This window comes from Streptomyces sp. NPDC048002 (assembly GCF_040653275.1).
Taxonomy (GTDB): Bacteria; Actinomycetota; Actinomycetes; order Streptomycetales; family Streptomycetaceae; genus Streptomyces.
In genome coordinates this window covers 27305-45612 of record NZ_JBEZNL010000024.1, presented here as the reverse complement: position 1 = coordinate 45612, position 18308 = coordinate 27305, and the positions used below count along the sequence as shown (strand labels likewise).

At 74.1% G+C, this 18308-nt stretch carries 10 protein-coding genes and 2 pseudogenes; 3 read left to right on the top strand and 9 right to left on the bottom strand.

The features are described from left to right. Positions 1–30 precede the first annotated feature (30 nt). Positions 31–234: pseudogene (locus AB0E07_RS26110) on the bottom strand (hypothetical protein); the annotation flags it as partial. A 62-nt stretch (positions 235–296) separates the two neighbouring features. Further along, entirely contained in the window at positions 297–1547 is a 1251-nt protein-coding gene (locus AB0E07_RS26105) for an RNA-guided endonuclease TnpB family protein (protein WP_362256848.1), read from the bottom strand. A 25-nt stretch (positions 1548–1572) separates the two neighbouring features. Here AB0E07_RS26105 and tnpA point away from each other — a divergent pair, with 25 nt between their 5' ends. After that, on the top strand, positions 1573–1989 hold the full coding sequence (gene tnpA / locus AB0E07_RS26100) for an IS200/IS605 family transposase (RefSeq protein WP_362256845.1): 417 nt from the start codon (positions 1573–1575) through the stop codon (positions 1987–1989). A gap of 405 nt (positions 1990–2394) precedes the next feature. Further along, positions 2395–2949 (top strand): transposase, encoded by a 555-nt coding sequence (locus AB0E07_RS26095; RefSeq protein ID WP_362256842.1) that lies wholly within the window; start codon positions 2395–2397, stop codon positions 2947–2949. A 208-nt stretch (positions 2950–3157) separates the two neighbouring features. Here the strand turns inward: AB0E07_RS26095 and AB0E07_RS26090 are convergent. Next, positions 3158–3469: pseudogene (locus AB0E07_RS26090) on the bottom strand (hypothetical protein); the annotation flags it as partial. A gap of 426 nt (positions 3470–3895) precedes the next feature. On the opposite strand from AB0E07_RS26090, the gene AB0E07_RS26085 reads away from it, so the two are divergent. Next, positions 3896–5377, top strand: a complete 1482-nt coding sequence (locus AB0E07_RS26085) for an MFS transporter (protein ID WP_362257022.1) — start codon at positions 3896–3898, stop codon at positions 5375–5377. A 41-nt stretch (positions 5378–5418) separates the two neighbouring features. Here AB0E07_RS26085 and AB0E07_RS26080 read toward each other — a convergent pair whose 3' ends face one another. From AB0E07_RS26080 to AB0E07_RS26055, 6 genes are read right to left on the bottom strand one after another with little or no spacing between them, the layout of a single operon-like run. After that, positions 5419–7494 (bottom strand): hypothetical protein, encoded by a 2076-nt coding sequence (locus AB0E07_RS26080; RefSeq protein ID WP_362256839.1) that lies wholly within the window; start codon positions 7492–7494, stop codon positions 5419–5421. Further along, entirely contained in the window at positions 7491–11036 is a 3546-nt protein-coding gene (locus AB0E07_RS26075; protein ID WP_362256836.1) for a DUF5682 family protein, read from the bottom strand. Before AB0E07_RS26075 ends, AB0E07_RS26080 begins: the two co-directional genes overlap by 4 nt. 4 nt (positions 11037–11040) lie before the next feature. Beyond that, the gene (locus AB0E07_RS26070; protein WP_362256834.1) at positions 11041–12210 is read right to left on the bottom strand and encodes an AAA family ATPase; all 1170 of its coding nucleotides are present in this window, start codon (positions 12208–12210) and stop codon (positions 11041–11043) included. Continuing rightward, the gene (locus tag AB0E07_RS26065; protein ID WP_362256830.1) at positions 12207–12416 is read right to left on the bottom strand and encodes a hypothetical protein; all 210 of its coding nucleotides are present in this window, start codon (positions 12414–12416) and stop codon (positions 12207–12209) included. The genes AB0E07_RS26070 and AB0E07_RS26065 overlap by 4 nt, the downstream gene beginning before the upstream one ends. Continuing rightward, positions 12413–17401: a hypothetical protein gene (locus tag AB0E07_RS26060; protein WP_362256827.1), complete on the bottom strand. Its 4989-nt coding sequence runs from the start codon at positions 17399–17401 to the stop codon at positions 12413–12415. The genes AB0E07_RS26065 and AB0E07_RS26060 overlap by 4 nt, the downstream gene beginning before the upstream one ends. After that, a complete protein-coding gene (locus AB0E07_RS26055; protein ID WP_362257019.1) occupies positions 17398–18252 on the bottom strand; it encodes a DUF4132 domain-containing protein in 855 nt (284 codons plus the stop codon). The genes AB0E07_RS26060 and AB0E07_RS26055 overlap by 4 nt, the downstream gene beginning before the upstream one ends. Between the last annotated feature and the right edge of the window lie 56 nt (positions 18253–18308).

Sequence of the window (18308 nt, the reverse complement as noted above, 5' to 3'; positions counted from 1 at the left end):
GGGTTTGTGGCTGTCCGCCCCCCACCCGCGTCAGCAGATCATCTGACGGCTGTTCACCAGGGTGTTGTTGCGGAACGTGGTGTTGGTCCCGCACGGGTTCTCGGTGATCGCAGAGTTGGTGACAGTCAGGTTCTGCACGACGATGTCGGAGTTGTTGGGGAACTCCGACCGGGCCGCCAGGCGGATCTCGCCGCCGCCCGTCACCGTGCCGCTCTGGGCGGCGAGGTTCACGTTTTGACATGCTCCTCGCCCTGAAGGGCGAGGATTCCGGCCTTCCCTGACGGGTTGCCGTGCCGCTACGCGGCACGGTTTCCGGTCGCGAATCCGTGGCTTCCTGTTTCTTCGCGCTGTGCCAGAACGGGTTCTGGTCTTACCGGCGCTCCGCAGGCTGTCACCGCCAGTCCGGCGGCCGTCTTCACGTTGAGTGCGGCGTTGGTGTCCCGGTCGTGGACGGTGCCGCACGCGGTACAGGTCCATTCCCTCACGCCCAGGGGTTTGGGGCCGTCTTTGGTGCCGCAGGTGGAGCAGGTCTGGCTGGTGGGTTCGAACCGGCCGATGGTGACCAGGGGCCGGCCGTACTGTTCGGCCTTGTACTTCAGCATGTTCACGAACGACGACCAGCCCGCATCGTGGACGGACTTGGCCAGCCTGGTACGGGCCAGTCCCGCCACCGACAGGTCCTCCACGGCGATCCCTTGGTTCTCGGAGATCAGCCGGGTGGAGAGCTGGTGGTGGAACTCACGGCGCGCATCGGCGACCTTCGCGTGGGCGCGGGCGATCTTGAGGCGGGCCTTCGCGCGGTTCTTCGATCCCTTCTGTTTGCGGGACAGCTCTTTCTGGGCCTTCTTCAGCTTCTTCTCCGCGCGCCGCAGAAAGCGCGGGGAGTCGATCTTCTCGCCGGTGGACAGGACCGCGATGGGGGTCCCCCCGGACGGAGTCTGGGGGAGAGTGAGGCCGAGGTCGATGCCGATGGTGTTCTCGGTCTGCGGCATCCGGGCCTGGTCGGCGGCGGGGTCGGTGTCGATGACGAAGGACGCGAAGAACCGTCCCGCCGCGTCCTTGATCACGGTCACCGAGGAAGGTGTGACGGGCAGGGTACGGGACCACTTCACCTTCACCGTACCGATCTTCGGCAGGTCCAGGCGGCCCGCGTCGGTAATCTTCCAGCGGGCGTTCGCGGTGAACCGGATCGACTGCCGGTGATCCTTGCGGGACTTGAACCGGGGTGCTCCCAGTCTCGGGCCCTTACGGGTGCCTTCCAGGGAGGCGAAGAAGTTGCGGTACGCGGTCTCGGCGTCCCGCAGGGACTGCTGGAGCACCACGGCGGAGACCTCGCCCAGCCAGGAGCGTTCCGGGGTGGTCTTGGCCTGGGTGATCAGCCGTGTGGACAGTTCCCCGATCTTCGGGAAAGGCTCCCCGGCCGCTCGGGCGTCCTCGCGGGCGCGGACCGCGTCGTTGAACACGACGCGGGCGCACCCGAACGCCCTCGCCAACGCGGCCTGCTGGACGGCGTTCGGGTACAGGCGGAAGCTGTACCGAAGCTGCATACCGGCCACGCTACAAACTTGGTTTATGGATGAGATGCAGGCGATCAGAACTGGTCGGCACTGTACGTTCGCGATGCATGTCCACTTGGTCTTCGTGACCAAGTTCCGGCACAAGGTGTTCACCGATGCCCACCTGCGGCGCATGGAGGAGATCATGCGGGCGGTGTGTACGGACTTCGACTGCGAACTGGTGGAGTTCAACGGCGAGGACAACCACATCCACCTGCTGGTGAACTTCCCGCCCAAGGTCGCCGTCACCAAACTGGTCAACTCCCTCAAGGGCGTCTCCTCCCGCCGCCTCCATCAGGAGTTCCCCGACCTGGTGCCCCACTACTGGCGGGCCAACAAGCTCTGGTCCGGCTCCTACTTCGCCGGAACCGTCGGCGGCGCCCCGCTGTCCGCGGTCAGGCAGTACATCGAACAGCAGAACCGACCGGGGTGAGCCGCGCACAGCTCCGCCGGAACAAGCCTCACGACGCTCCGCGCCGCAGGCGGCATACCTCCGTCCGGCTCCGCCGGACCAACAGCGGTGACGCTCCGCGTCACACCGGCAGATTCGCTTCACCCCCGGCCTGAAGGACTCTGCTGAGGAATGGGTGATTCGAGCAGGGCTGGGTCGTTGATTCCCGTTGTGGTTGTGGGCGGGAGGGCCGGGAGGGGAGTCGCTGGAGTCGCGGGTTGATCAGGGGGTGCCGGAGTTGACAGCCCGGGTGGTGCGGGCAGCGTTCCCAAAGGGGGCGCTCGCGGTGCGGATCCGGGAGGCGTTGGGCCCGCTGTTTGAGGATGAGGCATTCGCTGCTCGGGGACGCCCGGCTGTCTCGCTGGGGCGTTGGCTTTGGTGTCGGTGTTGCAGTACGCGGAGGGGCTGACCGACCGGCAGGCCGCCGACCAGGTGCGAGCCCGGATGGACTGGAAGTATCTGCTCGGCCTGGAACTGGATGATCCAGGGTTTGATGCCTCCGTGCTGAGCCTGTTCCGCGCCTGTCTCGTCGTGCACGGGCTGGAACAGACGACGCTGGAACGCCTGCGCGGGATGGGCTTGTTGCAGGCCGGCGGCCGGCAGCGGACCGGCTCCACGCATGTGCTGGCGGCCGTGCGGACGCTGAACAGGATGGAGTTCGTTGGCGAGACGCTGCGGGCAGCGCTGGAGGCGCTGGCGGTCGTGGCTCCGAGGTGGCTGTCTGATGTGGTCACGGCCGAGTGGGCCGAGCGCTACGGGCCGCGCGTGGACGACTACCGTTTCCAAGGGGTGAGGAGGTCCGTGAACAGTGGTCCGAGCAGGTTGGACGGGACGGATTCGTCCTGCTGGAGGCGGCCCATACTTCTACGGCTCCGGACTGGCTGCGCGAGATCGAAGCGTTCAGGTCCTGCGAGTCTCCTGGGTCCAGCAGAACCACCGTGACGAGAAGGGGGTGCGCTGGCGGGAGAGCAAGGATCTCCCGCCGGTTCATCACCGGTTGTGCTCGCCCTATGACACTGATGCCCGATACGGAACCAAGCGTGGCTCCGGCTGGACCGGCTACAAGGTGCATCTGACCGAGACCTGCGAGCCGGATGCACCCCATGTGATCACGCAGGTGGCCACCACCGACGCCGTTGTGGCCGGTGTCGACGGCCGCCTGCATGGCGGCGCGCATGTCCGTCCCGGTGTACAGGACCGAACTGCCGCGGCGGGCGGTCCAGGTGCTCCCGCCGAGTACGGCCTCCGCCTGATAGCTGCCCTCGCCGCAGGCCGCCGCGAGCTGCGGTGCCGCCGCGTTGGCGGGCTGGGTGAGCAACGCGGCCCCGGTGAGCAGTGCGGTGGCGCAGGCGGCGGAGACGACGGCGCGCCGATGACGGCGTACCGGGTGCGTGGGGCGAGGTGAACTGCGGCTCTGCGTTTCATCTCGACTGCTCCTTGAGAGCTTTGGGGGTGTCGGCATCCGTTCCGTACCGTTCCGCCGTGCGCGGGGGCCACTCGGATGCGCGGGCCGGGCTTTGGGGCATCGCGGGTGAATCGATTCATTCACGGACCCGGGGTGGCCGGGGCGATGCGGTTCCGCGGTTGCGGGGCGGGTGCCGAAGGTGCCGTAGCAAGCGATTTCTACGGTGCGGCGCGAGTGTGTCAACCGGTGCCGAGGGCGTCAAGGGGTGCCGTAGATCAAGAGGGCGTCAAGGGGTGCCGTAGATCAAGTGGTGACCGAAGAGGCGCGGGCGTACCGTCGACTGGTGGACCGACAGTGGACGCAGCCGTTCACCGACCCCTCGCGAGGGCCCGAGCCCCGAGAGTGCGAGACGCCATGAGCAGCAGCCCGCAGCCCATCTCCGCGCAGACCGCCGCCCCGGAGAACGGTAGTGGCCGCAAGGCGATGGCCCTGCTGGTCATCGCCTCCTGCCAGTTGATGGTGGTCCTCGACATCACCATCGTGAACATCGCGCTGCCCGACATCCAGCGCTCCCTGGACTTCTCCACCACCAGCCTGTCCTGGGTGGTCAACGCCTACACGCTCACCTTCGGCGGACTCCTCCTGCTCGGCGGACGAGCGGGCGACATCCTGGGCCGAAGGCGGGTGTTCATCTTCGGTGTCCTGCTCTTCGTCCTCGCGTCCCTGCTCGGCGGACTGGCCCAGAACGAGGCCCAACTCCTGTCCGCGCGCGCCCTCCAGGGCGTCGGCGGCGCCATCGCCTCACCGACCTCCCTCGCCCTGATCAGCACCACCTTCCGCGAAGGCCCGGAACGCAACCGGGCCTTCGGCGTGTTCGCCGCGGTCTCGGCGGGCGGCGGCGCCATCGGGCTCCTCGCCGGCGGCATGCTCGTGGAGTGGCTCAACTGGCGCTGGGTCTTCTTCGTCAACGTTCCCATCGGACTGCTCATCGCCCTCGCCACCCCGCGCTTCATCAGGGAGTCCGAACGCCACCCCGGGCACTTCGACATCACCGGCGCACTCGCCTCCACCGTGGGCATGGTGCTCCTGGTGTACGGCTTCATCCGGGCCGCCCAGGACGGTTGGCGGGATCCGCTCACGCTGGCCTCGTTCGGGGCCGCCGTGCTCTTCCTCGTGCTCTTCGTCTTCGTGGAACGCCGGTCCGCGCAGCCCATCACCCCGCTGCACATGTTCGCCGACCGCAACCGGGCCGGCACCTACGGCATCATGCTCTGCCTGGCCGCCGCGATCTTCGGCATGTTCTTCTTCCTCACCCTCTTCGTGCAGAACGTGCTGGACTTCAGCCCCTTGCAGGCCGGGCTCGCCTTCCTGCCGGTCAGCGCGGTCATCGCGATCGGCGCCGGGCTGGCCTCCCGCTTCCTGCCCCTCTACGGACCCAAACCCTTCATGGTGGTCGGCGCGATCCTCGCGGCCATCGGGCTGAGTTGGCTGACCCTGACCGACATCGACTCCACCTACGCCGGCAGCGTCCTCGGGCCGATGCTCGTCTTCAGCCTCGGCATGGGCATGGAGTTCGTCTCCCTGACGCTGATGGCCCTGTCGAATGTGCCCGTCCGGGAGACCGGCGCCGCCTCCGGACTCCTCAACGCCACCCAGCAGGTCGGCGGTTCGCTCGGCCTGTCCATCCTGGTCACGATGTACGGCACGGCCAGTACCAACGAGGCGGAGAAGCAGATCCCGCTCTTCCTCCAGCAGGCGACCCCGATGGAGCGGCTGCGCTTCGAACGCACCGGCGAGCTGCCACCGCCCTTCTCGGACGAGGTGCTCACGGCGGGCGTCTCCTCGGCGTTCATCATGGCGGCGATCTTCACCGTCGTCGCCGCGCTCATCGCGATCCTCGCCATCCAGGTCCGGCCGTCCGACCTGGAGCGGCTGAAGGGCGACGGGATGCCGGGCCAGGTCTGAGGCGCGCGCGTCCGGAGGACCGACGCCCCCGGTACAGGGAGCTACCCGGTCGCCCCCTGATCCGCTCCCCAGGCCGCCGCGCACAGCGACCGGTCGACCTCGGTGACGTAGTGGGTCGAGGCGAGCCAGACGCGGGCGAAGCGGTCGAGGTCGGCGGGGGCGAGCCTGCCGAACACGTCCCGGTCCCGCTCGGCCGCCGCCGCGTGCAGTTCGTCGAGGAGGTCTCCCGCCGTGCCGAGGCCCACCCGGCGTAGCCTCCGACCGTCCGCGGCGCTGTCGCCGGGGAAGGCCAGCACACGGCGGCCCCCCGACACGGCCTGGTGGACGCGGCGCCGCAGCAGGTGCAGGGGCGCCTCGTCGGCGGCCGCCCGGGGCACCGCGGCCGAGCCCGGTGGGCCGGTGGGCAGGTCCGCCTGCTGGAGGCGGTCGACACCCAGGTCCAGCCGGGCGGACGGGTCCGTCGGGTGGGAGGCGGCCAGCAGCAGGGCGCGGGCCTGCGGGGCGGGGGAGAGGCGGGCCACCACACGCAGCCGGGTTCCCCGGGCCGCCGCGAGGAGCTTCAGGTTGTCGCGGTCCGGAAGCGCCGGATGGTCGTGCGCGGCGGCCAGGCGGACCGTCAGACCGTCGCAGTCGGCCAGCAGACAGTCGCCCGCCGCCTCACGGACCGTGCCCACCAGTGTGACGCCCAGGAACAGCAGACCGTGGCCCTCGCCCGCCAGCGCCCGCACCGCCTGCTCGGCGGCGGGCACCGCCCACAGCCGGCCCAGCGGTTCGCCGTCCCAGGCGGCACCGGCCGCCCGCACCGCCCGTACCGCCTTCCCCGCCCCGAGCCGTCCGGTCGGCGACACGGTCGCCCCGGACACCGCGAGGCCCGCACGCGACAACTCACGGTGGGACAGCGCCGTGTCACCGATCCGCACGGCCCGGTCGGCCGCCCCCGCCGCCCGGCCGGGCCCGCCCGGCGCCACGTCGGACACCGTGTACAGACGGCCCTCGGTATCGGCGGTCCAGGTGACGGCACCCGCGTAGCCGGTCGCGGTCAGCACGGGTTCCGAGAAGAGGCCGTACAGCCGCAGTGAGCCGTCCGGTGTGTACGGCTGCCGCGCGCTGCCGCGCAGCTCCGCCAGCTCCGCGCCGGCCGCCTGCGGGAGCCGGTGGGCCGCGCCCAGCACGGAGCGCAGGGCCTCGACGAGATCGGCGAGCCGGTACGACGGATCCGCGGCGCGGGCCGCGCGCAGCGCGGTGACGACGGCGACCGCCGAGGCCGCGGCGCGAGGGAGTCCGGCGAGCCGCGCGGTGTGCGCCGCGCGCAGCAACTCCGCCTGCGGCACGGCTCCGGCGCCGTCCGTACCCGCGTCGAGCACGGCCGCGGCCGCGGTCCGCAGCGCGTCGGCGGCGGCCCGTTGCGCGGGTGTCGCCGACGGCTCGGAGTCGTGCGTGCGCCCGTCCGGCGCCGCCCCGGTCGTCCGCCGGGACCGCGCGCCGGACACCCCTGCCCGCCCCTCGTGGTCGGTACCGGAGCCGGCCGTCACGGATGCCTGGTCCGGGTCCGCGGCGGTGTTCTCGGCCGCCGCGAGCCCACCGGCCTTCCCGACCGGTTCTCCGGAGCCCCCGGCGGCTTCCGCGTCCCCCTCTCCCGGCCGCGCGCCGGCCTCCACGGCACCCGCTCCCGTACCCCCGTCCGGGCTCGGGCCGGCCGCTCCAGGACCCCCGTCCGGGCTCGGGCCGGCCGGTCCAGGACCTCCGTCGAGGTCCGCGGGACGCAGCCCCGTGGAGCTCTCCGAAGGGTCCGTGGACGGGACGGGCTCCGCCGGTTCCAGCTGCTCCATGGACGCCACGGGCGCCGCCGACGCCACCGCCGCGCGGTGCAGGCAGTCCGGTGCCAGCAGGCACCCGCAGCGGATCGCCTCGGACGACGTCACGATCCCGCCCGGCGCGTGCAGTTCCAGGTCGGTGTCGTCGTCCACGGCGACGCGCACCGTGTCCCCGTCCACGACGACCGGACGCCCCGACAGTTTCGCGACGCCGGAGTCCAGCCGCTTGCGCAGCCGTGGCGAGAGCGCTCCGACGAGGTCCGCGGTCACGTCCGGCGTGACCGGGGGAAGGCCCGGGCTCATGCGATCTTCTCCCCTACCCAGCGGGCGAGTTCGAGTGGACTGAGGGCGGCCACCGGCATGCCCGCGGCGACGAGCTGCGCCGCCACGCCGGTGGAGTAGCGGGGCCGGCCCGCGTCGTCGAGGCTGGCGCACCCCAGCACATGGCAGCCCGCCCCGACCAGCGCGCGCACCTCGGCGAGGAGCCCGCCGAGCGGGTAGCCCTCCTCGAAGTCGCTGACGACGACCACGAGCGTCCGGGACGGCACCGTGACCAGCTCACGGGCGTGCCGCAGCCCCGCCGCGATGTGCGTGCCGCCACCGACGCTGACCTCCAGCAGCAGCGACAGCGGGTCCTCCACATGCCCGGTGAGGTCGATGACCTCGGTGGAGAAGGCGAGGAAGTGCGTGGACAGGGTCGGCACCCCGGCCAGTACCGACGCGGTGAGCGCCGCCCAGACCGTGGACGCCTCCATCGACCCCGACACATCGGTGACCAGGACGAGCCGCCAGTCCGCGGCCCGTTTGGCGCGGGTGCGGAACACCGGCCGCTCGGGGATCACCACGACCCGGCCGTCCGGGCCGCGCCGCGCGGTGGCCAGGTTGGCGCGCAGGGTGCGCGGCAGGTCCAGGCCGCCGCCCGGACGCCGACTGGGCCGGGGCAGCGCCGTGCCGTGCAGGGCCGGCCGCAGGCGGGTGGCGAGTTCCCGGGTCAGCGCCTCCACCAGACGCTTCACCAGCGGGCGCAGCGCGGCCAGCCGGGCCTCCGGCAGCCCGCCCGCATGCCGCAGTACCGTCCGCAGCAGGTCCACGGAGGGGCGCACGCGGTCCGGATCCAGTTCGGACAGCACGTCCGAGCGCCCCGAGGCGGCGGCAGCCGCCAGCACCTCCTCCCGGACGCCGGGCCCGAACAGGGCCGCCAGCTCCTCGGACCACTCCCGCACTCCCGGGTACGGCGCCTGCCGGCCGCCACCGGACCCCGGCAGCGCGCCGCGACTGCCCTCGCCGCGCCCCGCGCCGTACAACTCGTCCAGTGCCGTCGCCAGTCCGGCCGCGGAGGAAGGGAGTTGATCGGCCCGTCGGCCCAGTACGAGCCGCCAGCGGTCGGTCGGCGAGAGCCGCCGGTCCGCCCGCGCGGGCGCCGGCCGCGGCGCGCCGGCGTCCGCGACCGCGACCACGGCGTCCGCGACCACGGCGTCCGCGACCACGGCGTCCGCGACCACGGCGTCCGCGACCACGGCGTCCGCGGCCACGGGCGAGGGCAGCAGCCCCCATCGCTCCAGACCGGCGCGCGCCACGAGATCCGCCCGGGTCCACGCGGCGAGGGAGACGGGATCCACGCCACCGGTGTCGGTCACCCGGTCCGTGCCGCCGGACCGGTCCTCGACGGCCGTGAGCAGGCGCTCGCGGGCCGCCGGGCTGAGCGTGTCGAAGCCGCCGCGCAGCGCGGGCAACCGGCTCAGGAACGCTTCGTCGGGCAGGTCCGTCACCCGGCCGAGCAGGGGTTCCAGGGCGGCGGGCGCCGACTCCAGCAGGGGTCCGGCCGCCGTCAGCACACCCGTGAGGCGCGCGGTCAGCGCCGCCCGGGACCCGGGATCGGTGGCCGAGTCGACCCAGGAGGCGATCCGGCCGCCGAGCGCGGCGGGCGACTCGTGCCCGAGCAGGACCCGTACCGCTCCGGCCGCGCCCCGCATCAGCGGCGACCCGTCAGCGGCCAGCCGGGCCAGCGCGTCGGTGAGCCTGACCCCGCCCAGCAGGTCGGCCCGGTGGGCCAGTTCGAGCAGGGCGTGGGCGTCCGCGGGCTCCTCGGAGCCGGTGAGCCCGTCCACCTGGCGGACCGCCGCCGCCGTCAGCAGCCCGGTCACCGCGGCGGCCCGGGCCGTACGGCCCTCGTCGGCTCCGAGCCCCGGGACGTGCCCGGCGCCCACCCGGTCCAACAGGGCCAGACCGGCGAGGAGTTCCGGCAGTGTCCCGGAGTTCGGCAGCACGTCGGCCACGTCGTCGAGCCGCTCCTCCGCGAGCGCGTCGAGTCCGCACTCCGCGGCCTCCAGCAGCCCGCGCAGCGCCTGCTCCGCCGTACACCCGCCGGACTCCTCCTCAAGGCGCCCGCGTTCGCGCAGCATGCCCTCGGCGGCCTGCGCCGCCGTGACCCCCCGCACCCCGGCCGCGGTCAGCATCGCCGCCGTGGCCGGAGTCCAGTGCACCGTCCATCGCGAGGTCAGCGCCTCGACGCCGCCCGCCCCGGTCACCTCCTGGGCCTCGGCGTACGGCACCCGGCACACCGTCAGCCGGCGCAGCAGCAGCTCGCGCCGCCGGTCCAGGTCCGAACGCAGCGGATCGAGGCGCAGGTCACGTGCCGCGCCGCCCGAATCCGGTCCAGGCAGGCCCAGTTCGGCGACCTCCGCCTCCACCGCCGGCGCGAGACCGCTGCGGGGCGCGCCGGGCGCGGCCCGTCCGACGCGGGTCCCGACGAGCACGCGCTCCATCGCCCGTGCCACCGCCCGCCCCCGGCCGTACGGTTCGCCCTGCGTCAGCACGGTCTGCACCGCCTCGACCAGCTCACCGCGTCCCGCGGCGGGCAGTCCCCGCAGCCGGGCCAGGTCACCGGCGAGCCGGCTGATCTCCCGCGCGTCGGCGGGCCCCGAGGGATGGCCCAGCGAGCGCAGCTCGGCGCAGACCCGCACGGCGGCCCGGGTCAGCGCGTCCGCCAGCGCGACCGGGTCCCCGGCCGCCGCCAGGACCAAGTGCTGCCACTCCGGGTCCCGGATGCCGGCCGGGTAGCCGGACCGCTCGTCGAGCAGGGCGTACGTGTACGGGATGAGCGAGGTCGTCCAACTCCCCTTCTCGGCGGGTGCCTCGGCCTCCGGCGACGGCTCGTCCGACAGCAGCGCCGGCGCGTGGAACGCGCCGACCAGCACGGCCGCCCGCCGCCCGTCCGCCGTGGCCGCCGCGATCCGCGCCCGCATCCACCGCTCGCGCCGCAGATCCAGCTCGGGCACGCCCCCCGATCCCGCCGCGTCCTCGCGCAGCGCCCAGCCGGTGAGCAGGGCCGCCCGCCGGAGCGCCTCCGGTGAGGAGCCCGGCGCGGTGGCCTCCACGAGCCGGTCCCACAGGTCGTCCCCCGGACGGCCGGTCAGCCGGGCCCGCAGGGCGTCGGCGAGACCGGGCCCCACGCCCGTCGGGCCGGCCGCACCGCGTCCCTCGCCCCACGCCCGGTCGGCGAGCGGCAGATCGCAGGTGAGGACCGGCACGCCCCGCCCGGCCGCCCAGCGCACCGCCGCCAGCTCCGGCGAGAAGTCGGCGAACGGGTAGAACGCCGGGCCGCCGGCCCCGTCCGCCGGAGCGGCCGCCAGAGCCACCGGTGCCACGGTCTCGGGGTGCCCCAGCCACGGCAGCCACTCCTGGAGCTCCTCGGGGAGTTCGACGAGCAGCACGTCCGGCTGAGCCGCCTCCAGCAGTGCCGGGACGGCCGCCGCGAGGGACGGCGCGTGGTGCCGCACGCCGATCAGGTACGGCGCCGCCGGGTCGGTGAGGGCCGCGACGGCCTCGTCGGGGGACAGGGGCACGGCCTCAGCCCTCCAGGACGGTGCGCAGGTCCCACAGGGTCCGCCAGGTGGCGGAGCCCTGTTCGGCGCGCCGCCGCACCGGACCGTCCCAGTAGCCGCGCAGCCGGGCCGCGTCGGCGGGGTCGTCCTTGCGGACCACGCCGAGCAGATGCCCCGGCAGCAGCCCGAGCACATCGTGGTCGCCGGGGAAGTAGGCGGCGGCCAGGCCCAGCGCGCCCGCCACGGCCACCGCCTCGGCGGTGCTCATCACCGTGGACGGCCGCTCCACCTCCCAGCCCTCGGCAGACCGGCCCTCCCGCAGATCACGGAAGGCGGTCACCAGCGCTTCGAGGACCGCGTCGTCGACGGCGAACGCGGCACCCGCCCGCTCCACCGAGGCCCGCGCCTGGGCGCGCACCAGAGCGGTCTCGGTGTCGAGGTCGGCGATGGGGCCGACCGTCTCGAAGTTGAAGCGCCGCTTGAGGGCCGCGGACATCTCCGACACGCCCTTGTCGCGCAGGTTGGCCGTGGCGATGAGCGTGAAACCGGGCGCGGCGTGCGCCAGCGAGTCCTCGCCGCCCGCCAGTTCGGGCACGGCGATCCGCCGCTCCGAGAGCAGGGAGACCAGCGAGTCCTGCACCTCCGGCAGACAGCGGGTGACCTCCTCGACCCGGGCGACGGCACCCCGGGTCATCGCGGTGAGCACCGGCGAGGGCACCAGGGCCTGCCGGCTGGGGCCCTGGGCGAGCAGCAGGGCGTAGTTCCAGCCGTACTTGAGCTGGTCCTCGGTGGTGCCCGCGGTGCCCTGCACGACCAGACCGCTGGTGCCGCACACGGCGGCCGACAGCAGTTCCGAGAGCATGGACTTGGCGGTGCCGGGCTCACCGACCAGCAGCAGCCCGCGCTCACCGGCGAGGGTGACCACACAGCGCTCGACCAGCGCCCGGTCGCCGACGAACTTGGTGCTGACCTCCAGTCGCCGCGGCACGCCGTCCGGCGCCTCGGCGGTGTCGGGCAGCTTCAGGGCCCGGCCTCCGCTGCCCATCACGAAGGTGACGACGGCACGCGGGGTCAGCCGCCAGGCCGGCGGCCGAGGCCCGTCGTCGTAGGCGGCGAGGAAGGCGAGTTCCTCCGCGTACAGCTCCTCGGGCGGGACGATCTGGCGGGGCGGGGCTGAGGGCAGGGTGCTGGTCATCGGCGGTCGTTCTTCCGGTCGGCGGGCGTGCGGGACGGCTCGGCGGGCCTGTCGGTCGGCGCGGCGGGTGTGCGGGTCGGCTCGGCGGGCGTGCGGGTCGGCGCGGCGAGTGCGCCGGTCGGCTCGGCGGGCCTGTCGGTCGGCGCGGCGGGCGTGCGGATCGGCTCGGCGGGCGTGCGGGACGGCCGGTGCGGGGCGGGTCTCATCGGCGGCGCCCCTTGCGCGTCGCCCGGGTGGTGAGTTCCTCGTAGGCCGGGGGGTCGCCGTCGAGCACCCGGGCCCAGGCGCGGGCGAACAGCTCCGCCAGCGGCAGACGCGGGACCGCGCGCACATGGTCGCTGATCGGGTAGAGCCCTTCCTTCCAGGACTCCACCGGCAGGCCCGAGCCCTTGAGGTCGCGCCAGCCGCCGGGCAGGAACAGGGTGCGTCCGGCGCGCGGCCGCTTGGCCTCGACGACCGGGCCGGACGCCGCCAGCTCGACGCGGGCCTGCTTCAGCCGGGCCGGCTTCCAGCCCGTCCAGCGGGCGCAGTTGCGGTCGGTCGGGTCGGGCAGGGCCAGCAGCTGGAGGTAGAGGGCCGCCGCGTCCTCGCCGAGTCCGTGGGCCGCGGCGACCTCGGTGACCAGGTCCGGCACGCTCACCGTGGGGTCCTGGGCGTACCCGGTGGGGCCGGCGGGGTCGGTTCCGGCCGCGACGGTCCGGGCGAGGTCGTCGCCGAGCAGCTCCCGCAACGACCGCATCCCGGCGCCCCGATGGGGGCCCGTCACCCCTTCGAGCAGCCCGAACACGGCGTCGTCCGGGCCGGTGAGGCCCGCCGGGCGGACCAGGGTCAGCTCCCTGTCGCCGTGCCACGGTCGCAGGACCAGTGCCTCCCCGGCCCGGGTGAGGCCGAGTTCGTCGGCGCCCCCCGACTCCGGGAGCCCGTACGCCTTGCGCACCTCCACCGCCGAGCAACTGCCCTTCTCGGTCCACTCCACGTCGAGCTGGAGCAGCAGCCCCGGGTCGGCGACCCGGCGCCGCAGCGCGGCGAGGCCCTCCGGGAGCGCGGCGCGCAGCGGGTGTCCGTAGGGCAGGGCGTAGGCGAGCGCGGCCAGGGCGGCGACGGCGCTGGTCAGGTCGTACGCGTTGAACACCGCTGAGGGGTCCTGCGCGGTCAGGTTGCCGTCCTTGTCCAGGCCCAGGACGGTGGTCCGGCTGATCCACGGCGTGAGCGCGGGGTTCAGCACCACTTCGGCGGAGCCCGCCGGCAGTCCGGCGAGGTCCGCGGCGACGTCCTCGGGCAGCCGGACGCGCGAGCCGAGACGCTCCGCCCACACCCGGCCCGCGGCCCGAGTGTCCGGGCCGGTGGTCCACAGGTCGGCCGGGTCGGCGGGCAGCAGGGCCCCGAGCAGGGCGTTGCGGTCCTGCGCCGACAACGTGTTCACCATGCGTGTCGCCTGGTCCATCTGGCGGGGCTTCAGGCCCATCACCGCGAGGGCCTCCGCGTCGCGGTCCTGGGGCTGACCGGCGAGCAGCAGGGTCGCCTGGAGCGCGCCGAGTCCGCCCCCGGTCGCGGCGGCGAGCGCCTCGGAGGCATCCGGCCGCCAAGGGGCGGCGCCCTTGTCCCGGACCAGCCGGGTGAGGGCGGCGAGTCCGTCGGCGGGGAACGCCTGCTCGATCCGGGTCTCCGACTCCAGGGCGAAGTGGGCGACCGCGCCGAACGCGCCGGACGGATCGTGGTCCAGGCCGATCCAGTGCACCCGGCCGTTCACCCCGTGGGCGTTCGTCCAGTTCAGCAGCACGACGGTACGGCCGTCCCGGCGCAGGACCTGTCCCATACGGGGCTGGTTCTTGTGCGGTTCGCTCAGGACGACCTCCCGCAGGGTGGCCCCGGGATCGGCGAGCGGTCCCTCGGCCACCGCCTCCAGCAGCAGGAGCAGCGCCTCCCGCGCGGGCTCCGGCGTGGTCGGCAGCGCGGCCCGGTGCGCGAGCGGCCGGAGCGTGCCCAGCAGCGACGGCCACACCGCGCCCATCCGCGGGATCGTGTGCCGGTCGCTGGTCCAGCCGTCCGTGAGCACCGAGGGGTCGACGGGCTTGGCGGGCAGCGGAGTGCCGTCGGCGGGCCGCCCGGACAGCACGTGGTTCACCGCGCGGATCTGACGGAGCACGGTCCACTCCTGCTCGCCGCTCCAGCCGCCCCACAACGAGGCGATGCCGGAGGTGGCGTCGCGGACCGCGCGGTCGTTGCCGTGCGCGGGGCTGTAGTCGGCGAACATGCCCTCGGTGCGCCGCCGGTCCGGCTGTTCGCGCTCCACCGGCGGGGTGGCGAAAGTGGTGGCCGAGTCGGTCAGCCACAGCGCCGCGCGGATGAGCGCGGCCACGCCGACACGCAGCGGCTTGTCACCGATCTCGGGCAGGACGTCGGCGACGGCCCGCTCCAGGAACACGTCACCACCCGGCACCGCCGTGCGGGCCGCCGCGTCGTCACCGGCCGCGGTCAGCCGCGCCTGACGCTCCGCCAGAGCCTCGGCCCCGGCGCGCAGCAACTCCGCCGCCCGCTCGTCGGAGAGGGCGCGCAGCACCGCCGATCCCCGCTCGTCCCGGGGGCGCAGCGCGTGCCAGAAGGCGACCGGCGGGACGAACCGCGTCCCCGAGGCGAACTCGCTGCCCCGCTCGCCCGGCGACACCCGGCCGAGCAGACCGCCCTCCGAGGTGTCGTCGGAGGCGAACAGGGCCACCCGCCCGTCGAGGAAGGTCGCGACGGGCTCGGCGCCGCCGGGCAGCCGCAGCGCACCGATCGGCACACCCGCCGTCCGGCCGACGGTGACGGTACGGCCGTCCGGGGTGCCGGCGGTCGTCAGCGTCTCCCCGCCCTCCGTCGCCGCGCGCACCCAGCGCCCGACGACCGTGCCGTCGGTGCCGAACGGGCTGTCCTCCAGGCCGGGTTGCAGAGGCAGGACCTCGCACGCGGACTGGAGCAGCGAGGCGCCCTCGCGGATGCCGGAGCGCAGGAAGGCGGGCAGAGAGGCACGCCCGTGCGTACCGGTCGCCGGGTCGTACTCCAGCCACACCTGCTGCGTGCCCTGCCTGCCCTGGCGCCACAGGGTGGTGCCGTCGCCGAGCACGGGCCGGCTCGGCGGCAGCACCGTGTCCCCGGCGTGCAGGGTGCGGCCGCCGGTGGCGACGCCTCCGCCGGACAGCGGGACGGAGGGGTTGCCGAGGTCGGAGCTGCGCCAGTAGGGCAGTTGCTCGCCGCCGAGGGGGAAGACCTCGGTGGGGCGGTTGGACCAGTAGCCCACCTGCTTGCCGTCCTGCCGCCACATCACCAGCAGTTCACCGTCGGCGTAGCGGAACTGCGGGCGGTTCCAGCGGTCGAGGTCGACGGGCAGCCGCAGATCGTGTTCGAGCAGTACCTTCTCCGGGCCGACGACGATCGCCTTGCCGCCCCGGGAGACGATCAGCGCGGGCCAGGCGTCGCTGACCTTCAGTTCGTGGTTCGGGTCCTTGGCGGAGACGGCGGAGTCGAGCATGCGCAGCGTCTCGTCCAGGGCCGGCCAGCCCAGCTCGTCGAGGATGCCGGCGCGCAGCGTACGGCCCAGGAGCGGAGTGACGTCATGTGCGGCGACCTCGGCCGCCGCCCCGGCCACGACACGGAAGGCCACCGGCCGGAAGGGGCGGATCCGCTCCAGCGCGGCACGGGCCCCCGGCAGGGCGGTGGCGGCGGTGTACCGAGCGGCCGACTCCGTCAGCCACCCCCGCAGCACCTCGCCCAGCACCGGATGGTCGGCCAGCGGTTCCAGCAGCTGGGACAGGGCACGCTGCTCGCCGCCGAGCCGGCCGACCGCCTCGTGGAGCAGACGGCGCAGCCGGGGGTCCGCAGCGGTGGCGGCCAGGTCGCGGCGGCCGGGGCGCTCGTCGCGCAGCCAGCGGTCGAGCGCCAGGTGGACGCGGGTCTCCGCGTCGGGCAGCGTCAGCGGGACCCGCTCGGCGGCGCACAGGTCGAGCAGATCCAGATCGGCGCCGGCGTGCCAGCGGCCGGTGAACAGGTCCACCGCCCGGCCGTCGGCGCGCAGCCGCGGCGCCATGCGGGCGACGAGCGCCAGGGTGCCGGGGGAGCGCCGGGAGATCGCCGAGCCGTGCTTGCGGTGGGTCGCCCAGCGGCCCAGCCAGTCCGCCGCGTCGGCCTCGCCGGCCGTGTCGGTGTCCTCGCCGGTCAGCGTCCGGTCGGCGCCGCACTCCGCGAGCAGCCCCAGCCAGAACTCGTCGTCCTCCACGGAGCGGCCGAGCCCGCCCGGCATGATCTCCAGCAGCCGGACCCGGACTGCCGGCCGCTGCTCGGCGAGGACGGCCAGCGTCGCCCGGTAGGCGTTCCAGAAGGAGGCCGGCGCGCGCACCGCCGCCGGGGAGGCGATCAGGTCGGCGACCAGCTCGCACTCCTCGGTGACCCGGGACAGGCCGGCCGCCTTGATCAGACTCCGGGCGTCCTGCGGCAGCGAGGCGTACGGCGGCATGCCCGCCGCGCAGCGCTCCACGGTCAGCTGCCGGTACTGCGCCCACGCCTGCCCCGGGTCCAGCCGCCGGGCGAGGTCCTTGACGTGCTCCTTCAGCGCCTTCACCGTCAGGGCCCCGGCGAACGCGAACTCCAGGAACACCGCCCGCTGCCGGTCCTCGTCCACGGCGAGGGCGTGCACCCGCTCGGCCTCCCGCGCCTTGCCGAAGAAGGCCGCCGCGTACGTGGTGTTCTCGTGCTGGAGGAAGATCCGCGCGGCCTGCTCGTAGAAGGTCGGCAGGAAGTGCGGCACTGCCCGCCCGAGCCGCTCGCCCAGTTCCTCGAAGCCCTCCTTGGCGGCGCCCGGACGGGACTTGGCCTGACGGGCGAGCCGCTCGACGTCCTTGACCAGGGCCAGGGCGTGGTGGCCGTTGGCCGGGTCGTTGACGAGCGCCCAGGCGGGGAAGCCGAGGGTCTCCCGGCGTACCTGGCCGACCTCGGGGACGTCCGTCTCGCGGGTCAGTCCGAGGAACTCCAGGGCCAGATCCTCGGCCTCGCCGAGGGTTCCCGGCACCAGCCGGACGATCCGCCGGTCGTCGAGGGCGGGGTGGGTGTAGGCGCGGACGGTGAGGGTGTCCGCGTCCTCGCGGGCGGTGGTGCCCGGCGGCAGGACGGCGCCCGCCTCCAGCAGCGCGGCCGCGGTGGTCTCGTCGTACGTGCTCATGCGGCCTTCTCCTCGTCCTCGATGTCGCGTCCCGCGTACAGCGCGGCCGCCATGCGCATGCCCTCCGACCAGGCCACCGGCCCGACCTGAATGGGCCTCAGGGGCTTTCCGGCGCCGTCCGTCCAGGTGAGCGGGCCGGTCTCGGTCTCCATGTAGCCGTCGTAGTCGCCGATCCAGACCCGGGCCTCGATCGCGCGGCCGTCCTCGCGCAGCGAGCACACGGCGTCGCCGCCCCGGGCGCGGTAGCCGAGCTGGGTGGTCCTGCCGTGCAGGAACCGCAGTTCCTTGAAGACGCCGCCCGCGTAGTCCTCCACGGCCGTGGACTCGGGGTCCAGGTCGGCCGGACGGTGCCACACCTCGCGGAAGAGCTGCTGGGCCTTCTGCTCCACGCCGAGTTCGACGGCGAACTCCCGCAGCTCCTCCAGGTCCGCCAGCAGCACCGGGTGCGGGATGCGCACGAGTTCGGGCCGGATGCGCACGGTGTCACCGTCGAGGTCGACCAGACCGAGTCCGCGCTCGGGGTCGGCGTCCCGCAGGAACCCGGCGACCTGGCCGTCCGGCCCGGTGACGACCAGGTCGCGCAGTGCCGCCTGCCAGGCCGGGTCCGCCCACACCCCGGCGACGACCGCGAAGGGCACCGGAAGCGAACGCACCATCCACTTCTCGACATCGGCCAGGCACTGCCGTTCGTGCCGCTCCAGCCACTCGACGAGCTGCCGCAGTCCCACCACCGCGGGAGCGTCCGCGAGTTTGGCCGGTACCGACTTCAGCCGTCGTCCGGCAGCGTTGCGGCACACGACCTTCCCCGCGTCCAGCGCGACCTCGTAGTCGCCCGCCGTCACCCACCCCACAGGTGCCTCCCCCACGTCCGTGATCAAGTGACGGGAACTCTAGGCCAGCCCACTGA